Annotated in this window: 11 protein-coding genes, 1 other RNA gene and 1 pseudogene; 1 reads left to right on the forward strand and 12 read right to left on the reverse strand. The window is 25.7% G+C overall.

The features are described 5' to 3' along the window. Positions 1–13: 13 nt before the first annotated feature. From OMES3154_RS06195 to ffs, 11 genes are all read right to left on the reverse strand, one after another. On the reverse strand, positions 14–1,699 hold the full coding sequence (locus OMES3154_RS06195) for a vWA domain-containing protein (RefSeq protein WP_156683903.1): 1,686 nt from the start codon (positions 1,697–1,699) through the stop codon (positions 14–16). Between the two features lies 1 nt (position 1,700). Next, entirely contained in the window at positions 1,701–3,221 is a 1,521-nt protein-coding gene (locus OMES3154_RS06200) for an AAA family ATPase (RefSeq protein WP_156683904.1), read from the reverse strand. 84 nt (positions 3,222–3,305) lie between these two features. Next, the gene (locus tag OMES3154_RS06205; protein WP_156683905.1) at positions 3,306–4,361 is read right to left on the reverse strand and encodes an HpaII family restriction endonuclease; all 1,056 of its coding nucleotides are present in this window, start codon (positions 4,359–4,361) and stop codon (positions 3,306–3,308) included. Beyond that, a complete protein-coding gene (dcm, locus tag OMES3154_RS06210) occupies positions 4,348–5,463 on the reverse strand; it encodes a DNA (cytosine-5-)-methyltransferase (protein ID WP_156683906.1) in 1,116 nt (371 codons plus the stop codon). The genes OMES3154_RS06205 and dcm overlap by 14 nt, the downstream gene beginning before the upstream one ends. Positions 5,464–5,809: 346 nt before the next feature. Further along, entirely contained in the window at positions 5,810–6,028 is a 219-nt protein-coding gene (locus OMES3154_RS06215; protein WP_197271533.1) for a helix-turn-helix domain-containing protein, read from the reverse strand. Positions 6,029–6,138: 110 nt separating this feature from the next. Next, positions 6,139–8,025 carry a glycoside hydrolase family 31 protein gene (locus OMES3154_RS06220; RefSeq protein WP_156683907.1) on the reverse strand — a complete coding sequence of 629 codons (1,887 nt, stop codon included), beginning with the start codon at positions 8,023–8,025 and terminating at the stop codon, positions 6,139–6,141. 88 nt (positions 8,026–8,113) lie between these two features. Continuing rightward, entirely contained in the window at positions 8,114–8,662 is a 549-nt protein-coding gene (gene nrdG, locus OMES3154_RS06225; protein ID WP_156683908.1) for an anaerobic ribonucleoside-triphosphate reductase activating protein, read from the reverse strand. Continuing rightward, positions 8,662–10,788: an anaerobic ribonucleoside-triphosphate reductase gene (gene nrdD / locus OMES3154_RS06230; RefSeq protein WP_156683909.1), complete on the reverse strand. Its 2,127-nt coding sequence runs from the start codon at positions 10,786–10,788 to the stop codon at positions 8,662–8,664. Before nrdD ends, nrdG begins: the two co-directional genes overlap by 1 nt. 230 nt (positions 10,789–11,018) lie before the next feature. Continuing rightward, positions 11,019–12,176 (reverse strand): class I SAM-dependent methyltransferase, encoded by a 1,158-nt coding sequence (locus OMES3154_RS06235; RefSeq protein ID WP_156683910.1) that lies wholly within the window; start codon positions 12,174–12,176, stop codon positions 11,019–11,021. A gap of 3 nt (positions 12,177–12,179) precedes the next feature. Beyond that, entirely contained in the window at positions 12,180–12,761 is a 582-nt protein-coding gene (locus tag OMES3154_RS06240) for a hypothetical protein (RefSeq protein WP_156683911.1), read from the reverse strand. A gap of 27 nt (positions 12,762–12,788) precedes the next feature. Beyond that, positions 12,789–13,052, reverse strand: an RNA gene (gene ffs / locus OMES3154_RS06245) — signal recognition particle sRNA large type. Between the two features lie 100 nt (positions 13,053–13,152). Between ffs and ptsP the strand changes: the two are divergent. Beyond that, positions 13,153–14,859: pseudogene (gene ptsP / locus OMES3154_RS06250) on the forward strand (phosphoenolpyruvate--protein phosphotransferase). A gap of 103 nt (positions 14,860–14,962) precedes the next feature. On the opposite strand, the gene rpsT reads toward ptsP, so the two are convergent. Beyond that, the gene (rpsT, locus tag OMES3154_RS06255) at positions 14,963–15,226 is read right to left on the reverse strand and encodes a 30S ribosomal protein S20 (RefSeq protein ID WP_156683912.1); all 264 of its coding nucleotides are present in this window, start codon (positions 15,224–15,226) and stop codon (positions 14,963–14,965) included. Positions 15,227–15,399: the final 173 nt, after the last annotated feature.

A 15,399-nucleotide genomic window follows, 5' to 3' on the forward strand; every position in this document is an offset into this window, starting at 1 on the left:
TTATTCTCCCTTCTTACTTTATCAATTTTTTATATATTACGCTAAACAAATTATTAATTAGCATATTTGGATTATCACATCTATATGATTTTCCATATAGTTTTTCTAAATCCTCATAACTAGTATTAAATGCTAAAGGATATGTTTTTATTCCATTTTTTTTCATATCTAATATACTGTCTTTTATATCATCTATAATATATGGTACAGAATATACTTTACCATTTTCTTTAACGTGTGATGGAAGCCCATCAGAAATTATAAATAAAAGTGGATTTCTAGAGTTTTGCTTTTCTAAAATATATTTATTTGCCCATCTTAAAACAATTCCATCTCTTGTCGAATTATTTGGCTCATACTCTAAAATATTTGAACTTTCTTTATTGTTTGAATTATAGTCCCAATATATATTTATATTAACATCATTTTCATAAAATATTGCATTGTGAGATACTATACTATGCTTTATATTGTATTTATAAAGTATATCGTGCAGGCAAAGTAGTATACCAATAATATCTTTAGAATAAGAATCCATACTTCCTGATCCATCTATTAATATCATAACTGAAAAATCTACTATATTAGTAATTTCATATTGGCTTTTCCAATATCTTTTTTTATGGTCCACTAAATTTCTAGAGTCTATCATTTGTCCTATTATTTTTTTATTTTCAATTTCATAATCATAATCTACCATTACATTTTTAAATTGTTCATATATTCTTTTATATTTTTTTCTAATCTCTTTTAAGAGTATGCTATATTTTTCTTTATTATTTATACTTTGTTCGTTATATCTTATTATATTTAGTTCTATATCATCATGATTAATATCAATTTCTGATTCCCTGTCTCTATCTACATCCTTAATAAACTTGTACGCTTCCCATCCAAAGTCTTCATTTTCACCATCTAAATCTTTAGTTTCAAAATTTTCTTCTGATAGATTAGAGCAACTATGTAACTTATTATTACCTACAGAAAACTCTTCTTTTTTTAAATTGCCTTTCAGAAGTTCATATATTTTATATGTATAATTATTTCTTTTATTTGCATTTTTATTTCTTATTGCTTTTTTTAATACTTTTTTTATCTTTTTATATACCTTATCTACTTCTTTTCTAGGTTTAGGTAGTGTATTACAATAATTAAATCTATTTTTTCTATTTATATAGTTAAATAGTTCTTCTAAGAGTGTCGGTTTATCATTATCTTTCCAAAATCTTTCATAAAAAACCGAGTTAAATATTATAAATGGTAAAAGACCTTCATATTTTTTTACAGCGTTTTTTTCAATAAAAATATCTTCTACCATATTGTGTATTATATTTAGTATTTCCTTTTCTTTTTCACCTAAATTATTAGCTTCTTTTATATACGGATTTGTATATATAGAATGCATACATTCATGTATATTTAATCCTCTTGATACTAGTTTTAATGCTTTTGTTTCTGTATATTCCATATGCTTAATATTGGAAATTTTTAAAGCTTCATTAAAAGTTCTTTTTGCTTGGTATATCCCTTCTGTTGCTGGATTTATTGTTATTTCACTTGTATAGTGATTATACATGGCTGTTGGTATATCTAATGATAAATTTAATCTAATTTTTTTATTATTAGTTAATTTAATAGAAAAATTCTCTTCTTTTTCTCTAAAATCACTAATTAAAAGATTTTTTAATGCAGTATACATCTTAAACCCACTTTTCTTTAAATATTAATTCTTTAAATATGGCTTTATAGTACTCATCTTCTTTTACAATAGGGATTATTGTAACATCTGCTGCTTTTATATAGCCCATATACTTAGCAAGTTTTGCCCAATTTTCTAAATTTCTTGGGGATATTATATATTCTAACTCTTCTTTTTTTATTATCATCTGGATTTTATAGTAAATATTTAGTATTGACTCTATATTTTGGCTACATTCTGGTACCTTTGTTTTTAACATATGAACTATTGAGCTTTTTTCTAATTTTTCAATTTCACATACTATATTAAATCTATTAAATAAGGCTTGATTTAATTCTCTTGTTCCATAATATCCAATATTCATAGTTGCAAAAAATCTAAAGTTTTTATGCCTTCTTATTATTTCTCCATTATCAAGTCTTACAAAACCATTTGTATCTAATAAAGAGTTTAAAAATGCTAAATGTTGTGGCTTAGAAAAGTTTATTTCTTCAAAAATTACAGCACCTCCATCTCTTATTGCCTTTGAAATTTCTGATTCTCTAAATACTATTTTATCGTCTATTGGTATATATTTTCCTAGTATAAACTCGTCTATATTTTCACTACAATTTATTACTGATAATATTGGTAATTTCATTTGTTGGCAGAGTAATTTACAAGCAATAGTTTTCCCTGTACCACTAGGCCCGTAAAATAGGGTAGATATTGCATCGCCATTTACAATAGCATTACCTAGAGGAACTATTTTAGGATCAATTATATATGTATCACTTAAATTAGGTATTAACATCTCATCAAAGCAGTCAAAACTAAGAATGTCATCTTTATTTATTTTAATTTCTGTTTTTTCTTTTCTAGAATATGTTTCTTTACCTAAATCTTCTATTATATTCTCATTATTTATATCTATTTTATCAACTGTATTTATATTAAATTCATTAAATTTATAGAATTGATAAAAATTTTCGTGTATTTTTACAAATAAGCTAGCTGTTGGATTAGTAGAAAACTCTATACTATCTTTTAATAAAAAGTCAGACATCTCATCATCAAATATATCAGTTGTTAAAATATGTCTAGTAAAAAGTGCTAGGTTTCCTAACATTACAGAGTAATATTCATCAAAAGATAATATTTTCTCATTGCTATCTAAAATATTTATTGATATATTATCTTTATTATCTATTTTAACTATTACCTTATCAAAATTATTTGGGAATATATCGTATAGCTTATATGTGTTTATTACATTAAAGTATAGTAATATTCCACCATCTTCTAATATGTATATATTCCCATACTCTTCATATTCAGCAAAATTAAAAAAGTTTATTATATCATAATGAAAGTTGATAGCCTCTCCTATTGCTTGTGCTAGTGTTGTTTTTAACTGAATTGACTGATTGTTTTTATGAATATAGTAATTGGTTGCATCAGATAAATGCATAAATCCAAATCCTTTATATATCTCTTTATTTTCTCTTCTAACCTTATACGCTCTTTTAGATAAGTTAACCATAATTTAATCCCTCTTTTTTTATCATTTTCTACTATTTTACCACATAATTTAAAAAAATCCCCATTAAAAAACAGGGATAATTTTTTATTTATATCTAACTTGTAAATTTAGCGTAAATACTATTTTTCCATTTTCTTTTCTTAAATTTAACATATCGTATCTTGTACTACTTGGACTATCAAGTTTAGTATTTTTCAAAAGATATTCTTTAACTTCTTTTTCATGATATACCAAATCAAGAACATAAACATTTCCATCATTAGAAACCACAATTATTCCACCATTAACCTTCTTTTCTCCATCCCAATTTTCACTTGGATTCATATTAAAACTAATTGCTAATAAAAAGTCTTCTAGTTTCTTTTTATATATTTTTTTTGAATATATTGTTGACATTGAAAATAGCTTTTCTAAATCTTTTGTACCATATATATATGAGTTCAATAGTGCTTCTGCTAATGCACTAGGTAATTTTGTATCTACTAATTCTAGGTTATTATTAAATTTGTCACTTACAACTTCACTAAACTCAATGCTTCCTCCTAGTTCATATATCTTATTAACTCTATCAAATAGTTTTTTAGGTGTATTTATTGCATTTATTTCATCAATATATTTATCATCTATTCCATTAACAATGTATTTAAAATCTGTTTGTTTGCTCGAATTTAAAATTGTAGCAGGCTTACCTAATTGTGACTTTATACTATATCCTAATAATACTTCATTATTTTTGAGATTATCAAAATTCAATAGCGTTATATCTTCTTTACTTTTATTATCTGCTTTTATGTTAGATGTAATTCCTTTTTCAAGTAACCATTTTTTTATTTTTGGAATACCAAATGACCCTTTTGATTTAGGAGCTTTTTGAATACTATTAAGTAATTCTTCCTTTTGACTAGATATATCTTTTTTATTTATGCTTATTTCTACATCATCAAATGTTAATAAGATATCATTTTCTAGAATTTTAAACTTTAAGATATTACTTTTTTTATTATTTGATATTATTTCTTTAATCTTGAAAATATTATCTCTTTTTACATCAAAATCTGAATTCACAATTTTTAGCTTTTCATCTAATAATAGGTATAAAATTGCATATAGTTCGGACCATTCTCCTCTATTTTGCGCCATAGATTTCCTCCAGTCTTGCACTCATGTATTCTGCCATACTTTCTACAACAGGTATACATACTGAATTCCCGAATAATTTATATCTTTGTGTATTACTAATATCATCTGGTAAATTAAATTCATCAATATTATTTTTAATAAATCCATAATTAACAAAGCCTTGAAGTTTGCCCCATTCATTAGGTGTCATATATCTAATTCCTTCTAAATTTAATCTTCCTTTTTTCCCACCAATATTTTCTAAACCGTCAAATTCTTTTTTATACTGTCTTATTAAATTTCTTTCTTTACCTGATCCTCCTGTTGCCATAATAGTATTTGCAACTGGATTCTTTTCGTCATTAACAACTATATATCCAAACCCAGATTTTTTAGACTCATGTCTTTTTTTATGTCTATTTAGAGTATTTAAATATTGTTGGGATAAGTAAAATTTAGCATCTACATTATTATCTATTAAATCATTTAAGTCCTTATATAGATTTAAATTTCTTCCTTTAGGTAAATTTGGGAAGCTATAGTCTTTGGGTAAATCTTCTCTTCTAAAACCCATTATAAATATTCTTGCTCTTCTTTGTGGAATCCCAAAATTAACTGGAGTTCTTACAACAGTTTCACTTGTAGCATTAAATTTTATTTTATCTTCATGTATAATTTTATCTACACCAACTATATCATAACCTAATTCATAAAGCGTTTGAGCTATTACTTGAAAAGTTTTTCCTTTATCATGCTTTAATAATCCTTCTACATTTTCTAAAAGAAAGGCTTTTGGATTAGTAATTTTAATTATTTGTGCTATGTCAAAAAATAGTGTACCTCTTATTTTATCTTCAAACCCTTCTTTAAGTCCTGCTATACTAAATGATTGACAAGGAAAACCTGCCAATAAGACATCGTAATCTATATTTGCCATTTTTTCTTTAAACTCTTTACTTGCTACATCATTGTAGGGATTTTCACCATAAATATGTTCATATGCTTTACATGCATACTTATCAATCTCAGCAGAGAGTACATTTTTAAATTTATTTGTTTTTTCAAATCCTCGTCTTATTCCACCAATTCCAGCGAATAAGTCAACTGTTTTATATTTTTCCATTATATTTCCTCTCTATAATTTCCATAACTTTAGCTTATAATATTTTTAAAAAGAAAAAGGTTTAATTCGTTTTTATTATCACATTTAATTATACCACTATAGATTGCTATTAACAATAATATATTTAATAAAATAGAACATGCCCTAACTCTTTATATTTTAGTAGTTCATGTCCTTATTTTTATTATTTTATCAAATATCCATCAATAACTTTTTTAAAATTAAAATAGTACTCCATTATTTTTATTTTGTCTTTATCTAACCTATCTATATGGATTTTATATTTATCTTCACCTTCTGTTAGACCACCACAACCACAGAATAAATCTAGTACAGTGTATTTTTATCATTTTTCATATTTATCATCTACACATTCTACTACTTCACTTATTTCACAATTTAAATAATTACAAATCTTTTCTAAAGTATTTGTACTTACATTTTCATTATTTTTTATTTTATAATAACTACTTTTTGATATATTTGCATTGTTTATTAAATCTTTCACCTTGATATTCATTTTCACCATTTTTATCTTTAATGGATCATAACTTATTCTTCTCATAAAATTACCCTTTTTTATTTTTATTATATCATTTTCATATAAAAATTTCCAAAAAAAAAGTACCTTAAAAGGTATTTTAATACCATTTTAAAGCACTTTAATATTTTATTCTAAAATTCCCTGAAAATACTGCTATCCATACTATCAACACTTTGTCCACCATTTTTAAGTGTAAAAGTTTTCCCTTTTCTGACAAATATTAAAAACTCATCTAAATTAACTTCTATGTAGTGGTGTCCTTTTTTTAATACTTCTTCTTTAATATCATTTTTTGATTTAACTTTTAACATTTTCATATCTTCTGGCAAGTATACATATCTTCCCTTTTTATTTTGCTCATATATTGGAGCTATCATTATTGAATCCCCTACTAATATTTGGTCTGTTATTTCCCTTGTTAATAAGTCTTTTTCATAATCAAATGCTAATGGTCTTAAATACATTGTATTATTTTCAACCGCTTTTTTAGTTTCATCATATATATAGTCTAATATTGAGTATCTAAACTCTATAATATCTCTTAACTTTTCCATATTAGAAAATTCATAAACTTCCTGTCTTCTTGTACCTAGAGCACTATGATTTCTCATCAGTGGTGTAAATATACCAAATTGTAGCCATCTTTGCATAAGATCTGGTGTACAATTAGAACCAAATCCCCCTAAATCTGCACCATTAAATATAAAGCCTATCATATTTAGATTAACACTCATATCCATATTCAATTTTAAATGACTCCACCATGATGAATTATCTCCTTGCCAAATACCGCCATATCTATGAGCTCCTATATATGACGATCTACTAAACATTAATATTTCTTTATTTATTTTATTAAAATATTCTCCTGCAGCTTTTGTCATGTTATACCCATATAAGTTATGAACTATATCATGTCTATATCTTTTGCCTAAATAATTGTGATACATCAACTTATAATCTTCATTATTATTAGACAAAGTTAATACTCTATCTTTAAATTCAAAAAATTTATGTATATCTAGATTAGTTCCCTTGTACTCTGTTATTTTATCTAACACTTCATTTAATCTGTCTTTTGTATAAAATATAGCTGGTTCATTCATATCATTCCAGAAACCTTCTATCCCTTTATCTATTAAAAATTGATATTTTTTACCAAACCACTCTCTTACATTTTCATTTAAAAAATCAGGAAAGTGTACATCTCCTGGCCATACACCGCATACTATATTATCCCCATTTTCTTTTGTTAAAAAGTAGCTATTTTTAACTCCTTCTTCATATACATCATAGCCTTTTTCTATTTTTACTCCTGCATCTATGATTGGAATTAATCTAATATTTTCTTTTTTCATTTCCTTAACAAAACTTTCAAAGTCAGAAAATTTTTCATTATCTATAGTGAAATCTTTATAATCTTTCATATAGTCTATATCAAGGTAAACCATATCTAGTGGTATATTATTTTCTCTATGTTTTTTAACAACTTCTTTTACTTCTTCTTTGTTAAAATAACTCCATCTACTTTGACCATAACCAAAGGCCCATTTAGGTGGAAGATAACTTTTACCTATTAGTTCTCTAAACTCTTTTAATATATCAACTAATGAGCTAGCTTCAATTAAATATAGGTCATAGTCATTGTACTCAAAACTTATTTCTATTTTATTTATATCTGTATATCCTAAATCAAAAGTTACTTTACTTGGAGTATCAATAAAGATACCAAATTTTTTAAAAGAATCTATCATTATATAGTTATGAGCTGCGTATAAAGAGCCTTTATCTTCTGTATGTACTGGATCATCTGATGTATTTGATATATACTTATACCCTCTTTTATTTATTCCCCTTACAGCCTGACCTAATCCATAAACTATATCAGAATCATTTAATGATATATTTATTTTATTATCTACAATCTTAATATATTCAGGTAATTCTTTTTCAATTTTTAATTCTTTTAAAACTGCAAATGTTTCTATTGGATTTCCAATTCTATATTTTTTTATCATAATATTGCTCCATTCTTTTGTAATTTTATACAATTATATCACTAAAAAAAAAGTATATCTAGAATATTTTTTTCTTTGATATACTTTTCTATACTTTTATATATTTATCTTCTTCTTCTTTTGATAATGCCCAGACTATCTTTTTTTCTTCTTCTGTTTTTCTTAAATCAATTACTCTTTGATTAGCAGATCCTCTAAATTGTAATTTTAAATCTAATAATTCTAGTATAAATTTACCATCAACTAAAACATCACAGTAGGATAAAAGTTCTTTAGTATATGGTAATTTTTTATACATATGCTCTGTAATATATTCATAGGTAAAGCCTGAATAACACCATATTGTCTTATTAGGTAATACTTCTCTTACTTTTCTTACTAACTTGCATACCCACTCTTGATTTTTTGGATCTAGTGGTTCACCACCCAATAAAGTAAGCCCTCTAATAAATTCTCTATCAAGTGATTTTACTATTTCATCTATTGTATCATCTGTAAATTCAGCTCCAATATCAAATGACCAAATTTCTTCATTAAAACAACCTTTACAAGCATGTCTACAACCACTTACAAATAAAGAAACTCTAATTCCTGGCCCATTTGCTACATCAAAGTGTTTTATAACTGAGTATTTCATTATAGGTGTAATACCCTTTTAGAGATTTCTTTTGTTTTCCCTTCATTCCAGAAGTTTTCTCCTAAATATCCACAAGTACGACGAGTAACATTCATCTTACCATGGTCTTTATTGTGACATTGAGGGCATTCCCATTCACCATCTTCATTTATTATTATTTCTCCGTCAAATGAACAAATGTAGCAATAATCTGATTTTGTATTAAATTCAGCATATTGTATATGATCATACATAAATTTAACAACTTCCTCTATTGCTTCTAAATTCTTAGTTAAGTTTGGTATTTCAACATAAGATATAGCTCCACCAGTACTTAAACTTTGAAATTGTGATTCAAATTCAAATTTACTCATAGCATCTATATTTTCTCTAACATCAACATGATATGAGTTTGTATAGTAACCTTTGTCTGTAATATCTTTTATACTTCCAAATCTATTTTTATCTATTCTTGCAAATCTATAACATAGACTTTCTGCTGGTGTTCCATATAGACCAAATCCTATACCTGTTTCTTTTTTCCATCTTTCACAAGTTTCACTTAATTTTTTCATTACTTTTAATGCAAATTCAGTTCCAATTTTATCAGTATGAGATACACCTTTAACTAATTTTGTTGCCTCGTATAGCCCAATATATCCTAATGATATTGTTGAATAACCACCTTTTAAGTATTTATCAATCTTTTCACCTTTTTTAAGTCTTGCTATTGCTCCATATTGCCAATGTATTGGACTTACATCTGAACTTGTTCCTAATAATCTATTATGTCTTGCCATTAAAGCTTCAAAAGCTAAATCAAGTCTTTCATCTAAAATTCTGAAGTATTCTTCTTCATTTTGACCGCTTAAAATTCCTATTTGTGGTAAATTTAAACTTACAACACCTTGATTAAATCTTCCTTCAAACTTATATTCTCCCTTTTCATCTTTCCATGGTGATAAAAAGCTTCTACATCCCATAGGTGAGAATGTATTTCCTTCATAATTTTCTGCCATTTTTTTAGCACTTATATAGTCTGGATACATTCTTTTACTAGAACATTTAATAGCTAATCTTGTTAAATAGTCATATTCTCCACCTTTTAGAGAATTAAATTCATCTAAAACGTATACTAATTTAGGAAAGGCTGGTGTGATAAATACTCCTTTTTCATTTTTTATTCCTTCATATCTTTGTTTTAAGATTTCTTCAATAATGAGAGCTGTTTCTTTCATGTATGGATCATTTTCTTTCATTCTTAAAAATAGAGTAACAAAAGGCGATTGTCCATTTGTTGTCATAAGTGTATTTATTTGATATTGTATAGTTTGAACACCTGATTTTAACTCATCTTTAACTCTACTATCAACTATTTTTTCTATCATTTCATCACTTAATGTATCCGAAAACTCTTCTTTTGCAGCTTTTAAATATTTATCTTTTGTTCTTTTTAAATATTTAGCTAAGTGTCTTACTTCAACAGATTGTCCCCCATATTGACTAGAAGCAACTGCTGCTATTATTTGAGTTAATATTGTACAAGCAACTTGGAAACTCTTAGGACTTTCTATTAGTTTACCATTCATTACTGTTCCATTTTCTAACATATCTTCTATATCTATTAAGCAACAATTAAATATTGGTTGTAAGAAATAGTCCATATCATGAAAATGTAATACTCCATCATCATGTGCTTTTCTTAATTTTTCTGGAAGTAGTATTCTTCTACTTAAATCTTTACTAACTTCTCCAGCTATTAAATCTCTTTGTGTTGATGCTATAGTAGCATTTTTATTAGAATTTTCTTCTGCAACATCTTTATTAGAATTATCTATTAAACTTAGTATTGAGTCATCAGTAGTGTTAGATTTTCTAACTAACATTCTATTATATCTATAGATTATATATTTTTTTGCAAGTTCAAATTTATCGTCTTCCATAAGTTTAAATTCAATAAAATCTTGTATTTCTTCTACACCCATTTTTTCTTTATTAGAAGATTCAATTTCATTTAAAATTTCTAAGATTTTTTCATTACTAACTCTCTTATGGCTTTCTACCTCGTTATTAGCTTTTGTTATAGCATTTACAATTTTATCTCTATTATATTCTACTAATTCTCCATTTCTTTTTATTACTTGCATATTTACTCCCAACCTTTAAATTTATTAATAAACACAATATTTTGTGTTTTTTTATTTATTTTATCACAACATCTTCTATATAAGTGTATCATATATATATATAAATTCAAGTAAATTTTTAAAAATTTTCACTCAAAATTTTACAAAGCTAACAAAAATAGGGGCTAAAAAGAGAAAAAAATTAAAAAAAAAATTCACTTTTTCACTTAGTGAATTTTTTATAAGCTAATTTATTTTTTCATATATTTTTTTGCTATATTTTCTAGTATTGGCGTGTAATTTATTTTTTCTTTTATTGACAAATACTCTTTTTCTATTTTTTTATAGTCTACTTTTTTACTATTTTTTATAGATTTAATTAGTAAGTTTTTAGGCGTAAATTCTTCGTTTATAAATTCTTCAATTAAAACATCATATCCACAAAGCTCTAAAAATTTAGCTCTATATGTATCTGTTAATAAACTTGAAAACTTTTCAAATATAATGGGATTTTTTTTCATAAAATTCATATCATCTGCTATTTTTATATTTTTATAAAATTCATTGTGGCAACAAGGAACTGCTAAAAATGCTTTTGTATCAAGTTCTAGTGCTTTTAAAATAGAATAATCTGTGGCATTATTACAAGCATGCAAACTAAATACTAAATCAATATCTTCTCCTAAAAAATCTTTTATATCCTCATTTAAAAATACCATTTTACCGTATTCTAATTTTTCAGCTAAATTAGTACAATTTTTTATAACATCGGTCTTTAAATCTAAGCCTATTATACTAAAATCTAAATTTGGCCTATACTTTTCTAAATAATAGTAAGTAGCAAAACTTAAATACGACTTACCACAAGCAAAATCTACGATATTTATTTTAGTTTTAATTAAATTATCCTCTAGCATTTTAGAAATAGTGTTATCAATTATTTCTAAATACTTATTTATCTGCCTAAATTTATTATACCCTTTTTTTAAAATCTCATTTTTTTCATTCATTATTCCTAGTTCTTTTAAAAATGGTATATTATCCCCTTGATTTAAAAAGTATTTTTTTTCTTTATTATGAGTTTCTACCTTAGAATCATTATTATTTTCATTCACCTTTAATTTATATGAATTTTTTTTAAGATTTAATATATATTCTTTTTCTTTTGTTCTTATTAAGATTTGTTTGAATTTATATAAGTAATTCTTTACATATTCTACTACTTTTTCTTTTTCTAAGTTTTTGTGATATGCCTTATTATTTTCTATATATTCTAACTGATAAAGTATATCTTGCTTTATAACAAGCTTTCTTATACTTATTTTTTTAATATTACATAGTGAATCCGACATTACTATTTTAATTATGTCGTTATTTAATAATAAGTCTTTTATTTTGACTTCGTCCATTTTTTATCTTTTCTTTCTTTTTTTAGTTTTTTTAGAATGTTCTTCAATAAATACCTTTATTTTTTCTATTTTATCTTTTCTAAAAGTACTTATTAAAACAGGATCTTTTTTTGTATAATAAATATCTAATTTATTTATCATCAATGTTTTTTTACTTTCTATCATTTTTATTCCATCTAAATCAACTTTTCTATTAGAGTAAATTATTTTTTCTTTATCGTAGTAAATTGTATTTACATCATAATTAGTAAGACAGATGAAATAAAACATTACAAGCACAACTATAACATTAGGTGCATCTACTTTTAGATAAAGCAAGTATAATAAGCTAATATCTGTTATTATAGCCCCAACAAATGCTATATAATACATATAATCAGAATGTGATTCTAATTTATACTCTGATAAACCTTTTTTTAAGTCTTCTCTTTTAAACTTATCATAAACATATAGAGAGAAAAATACTAAGTATACAGCTAAAAATACCTTATCTAAAAGGACTGCTGTTTTTAATATATACACAAGTATTAAACCTATTGAAACTAAATCCACTAAAAAAGAAGAATATAATATGCTTTTTTTCATAATTAAGCCTCCTTATATATAAAAAAACCATACGCTAATAAATCGAATAAATTCTACCACTCGTTTCATTATACTTTGACTCAAGTTTAGCTACCCCATAAACCTAGATATCTAGACTTAATGCTGCTTTGTTCCCAACCTGACATGGTTCACCTAATATCTACAATATAGGACTAAACTCTCAACACCATTGCATAAGGCGTCATACTAAAATCACCCTCAAAATTAACATAATCTCCACTAAAGCGGTTTGTGGATTACAAGGCACCGCTAGCTCCCCGATTTGTATGGTACAAATATCTTAACATTTTTTTACATTTTTTTCAAATTTTTTTGGTAAATTTTCTAAATTTATAGTATAATATATTATAAAGTATTAGGAGGAAAAAACATGATTAGATTAACAGGGATTCCTGCATCAGAAGGTATAGGATTAGGTAAAGTTTTAATTTATGATACAGAAAAAGTAGATATAGAAAGCTATAAAGTATCTAATTTACCAGCTGAAGCAGAAATGCTAAAACTTGAAGAAGGAATTGTTAAAACAAAGGCTCAAATCATTACAATTAGAGAAAAAGTTGCAAAAGAAATGGGAGAAAGTAAAGCAGAAATTTTTGATGCTCATTTAGAATTATTAGAAGATGACGATTTACTAGATGAAATCAAAGAAAAAATAACTACTGATGACTACACTGCAGCATATGCTGTTAATGAATGAATAGATGAATACTGCACATTATTATCTCAATTAGAAGACCCTTATTTAAGAGAAAGAGCAGCTGATTTAAAAGATGTTGGAAACCGTTGGGTAAAAAATATATTAGGTATAAAAATAAGTGATTTATCTAATTTAGAACCAAATACAGTAGTAGTTACTTATGATTTAACACCATCAGATACTGCGCAATTAGATCTTAAAAACTGTGCTGGATTTATAACAGAAGTTGGAGGAAAAACAGCCCACTCTGCTATTATGGCAAGATCATTAGAAATTCCTGCAATAGTTGGGGTTAAAGGTATCTTATCTACAGCTAAAGACTCAGAAGAAATAGCGTTTGATGGAGAAGCTGGTGTATTATACTTATCACCAAGCGATGAAATTAAAACTACTTATGCAAAACAAAGAGAAATATTCTTAAAAGAAAAAGAAGAACTTAAAAAATTAAAAGATTTACCTGCTATAACAAAAGATAATCACTTAGTTCATGTTATGGGTAACATAGGTAAACCAGAAGATGTAGATGCTGTATTAGAAGCTGGTGGAGAAGGTATAGGATTATATAGAACAGAATTTCTATTCATGGACTCTGATCATATGCCAACTGAAGAAGAACAATATAGAGCATATAGAGTAGTTGCTGAAAAAATGCATGGAAAACCAGTAACAATAAGAACTATGGATATTGGTGGAGATAAAGAATTACCTTATTTAGACCTTCCAAAAGAAATGAACCCATTCTTAGGATTCCGTGCTATAAGAATATCATTAACACACAAGGATATGTTTAAAACTCAATTAAGAGCTATCTTACGTGCTAGTGCTTATGGACAAATCAAAATAATGTATCCTATGGTTTCATCAATAAACGAAATCAGAAAATCTAATCAAATTTTAGAAGAATGTAAAAAAGAATTAGACGCTATTGGTAAATTATATGATAGAAATATTAAAGTAGGTATCATGGTTGAAACTCCTTCAACTGCAATAGTGGCTTATAAATTTGCAAAAGAAGTTGACTTCTTCTCAATAGGTACTAATGACTTAACACAATACTTCTTAGCAGTAGATAGAGGAAATGAAAAAGTTTCTGCTTTATATAACTCATATAACCCTGCTGTATTAGAAGCAATACAATTAGTAATTGATGCTGCACATGACAGAGGAATTTCTGTTAGTATGTGTGGAGAATTTGCAGGAGACAAACATGCAACTGAAATATTATTAGGTATGGGATTAGATACTTATTCAATGAGTGCAAGCTCAATTCTTGGTATAAAGAAAAATATAATAAATTCAAATTATGAAGAAGCTAAAAAATACAGAGATTTAATTTTAAGTAAAGATACACCAGAAGAAGTATTAGAAGCTTTAAAATAAATAGATAAAACTACTCATTTGAGTAGTTTTTTTATATAAAAAAAGCAACAGAATGGGTTTAAATCCGTTGCGTATAAATTCTTATAAAAATTTATATAAATTATTATCCTAATGCTTTAACTTTAAGAGCTAATCTTGATTTAGTTCTTGAAACTGTATTTGCTTTTAATACACCTTTAGTTACTGCTTTATCTAATTCTTTATATACTGCAGATAATGCTGTTTTTGCTTCGTCGACGTTATTAGCTTCCACAGCTGCTAGTACTTTTTTAACAAAAGTTTTTGTTCTACTCTTTATTGCTTGGTTTCTTAATCTATTTCTTTCACCAGTTACAATTCTTTTTTTAGATGATTTATTGTGTGCCATTTTTCCCTCCTTTTATCCGTTTTTTTTGATACCTAAATATAATAGCATTTTTTTTAATAAAAATCAAATAATTCTATATTCTTTTGAATAATTAGCTACCTAATCAACAAGTCTAACTATCTCTTTTTCTTCACTTAATCTATATAAAATAGACTTAACAGTATTCTTTCATT

The organism is Oceanivirga miroungae (genome assembly GCF_902505095.1).
Lineage (GTDB): Bacteria > Fusobacteriota > Fusobacteriia > Fusobacteriales > Leptotrichiaceae > Oceanivirga > Oceanivirga miroungae.

Bases quoted from the DNA above. Each gene is read 5' to 3' on its own strand.
- OMES3154_RS06195 (WP_156683903.1), bottom strand. From the start codon at position 1,699: ATGTATACTGCATTAAAAAATCTTTTAATTAGTGATTTTAGAGAAAAA.
- OMES3154_RS06200 (WP_156683904.1), bottom strand. From the start codon at position 3,221: ATGGTTAACTTATCTAAAAGAGCGTATAAGGTTAGAAGAGAAAATAAA.
- OMES3154_RS06205 (WP_156683905.1), bottom strand. From the start codon at position 4,361: ATGGCGCAAAATAGAGGAGAATGGTCCGAACTATATGCAATTTTATAC.
- dcm (WP_156683906.1), bottom strand. From the start codon at position 5,463: ATGGAAAAATATAAAACAGTTGACTTATTCGCTGGAATTGGTGGAATA.
- OMES3154_RS06215 (WP_197271533.1), bottom strand. From the start codon at position 6,028: ATGAGAAGAATAAGTTATGATCCATTAAAGATAAAAATGGTGAAAATG.
- OMES3154_RS06220 (WP_156683907.1), bottom strand. From the start codon at position 8,025: ATGATAAAAAAATATAGAATTGGAAATCCAATAGAAACATTTGCAGTT.
- nrdG (WP_156683908.1), bottom strand. From the start codon at position 8,662: ATGAAATACTCAGTTATAAAACACTTTGATGTAGCAAATGGGCCAGGA.
- nrdD (WP_156683909.1), bottom strand. From the start codon at position 10,788: ATGCAAGTAATAAAAAGAAATGGAGAATTAGTAGAATATAATAGAGAT.
- OMES3154_RS06235 (WP_156683910.1), bottom strand. From the start codon at position 12,176: ATGGACGAAGTCAAAATAAAAGACTTATTATTAAATAACGACATAATT.
- OMES3154_RS06240 (WP_156683911.1), bottom strand. From the start codon at position 12,761: ATGAAAAAAAGCATATTATATTCTTCTTTTTTAGTGGATTTAGTTTCA.
- rpsT (WP_156683912.1), bottom strand. From the start codon at position 15,226: ATGGCACACAATAAATCATCTAAAAAAAGAATTGTAACTGGTGAAAGA.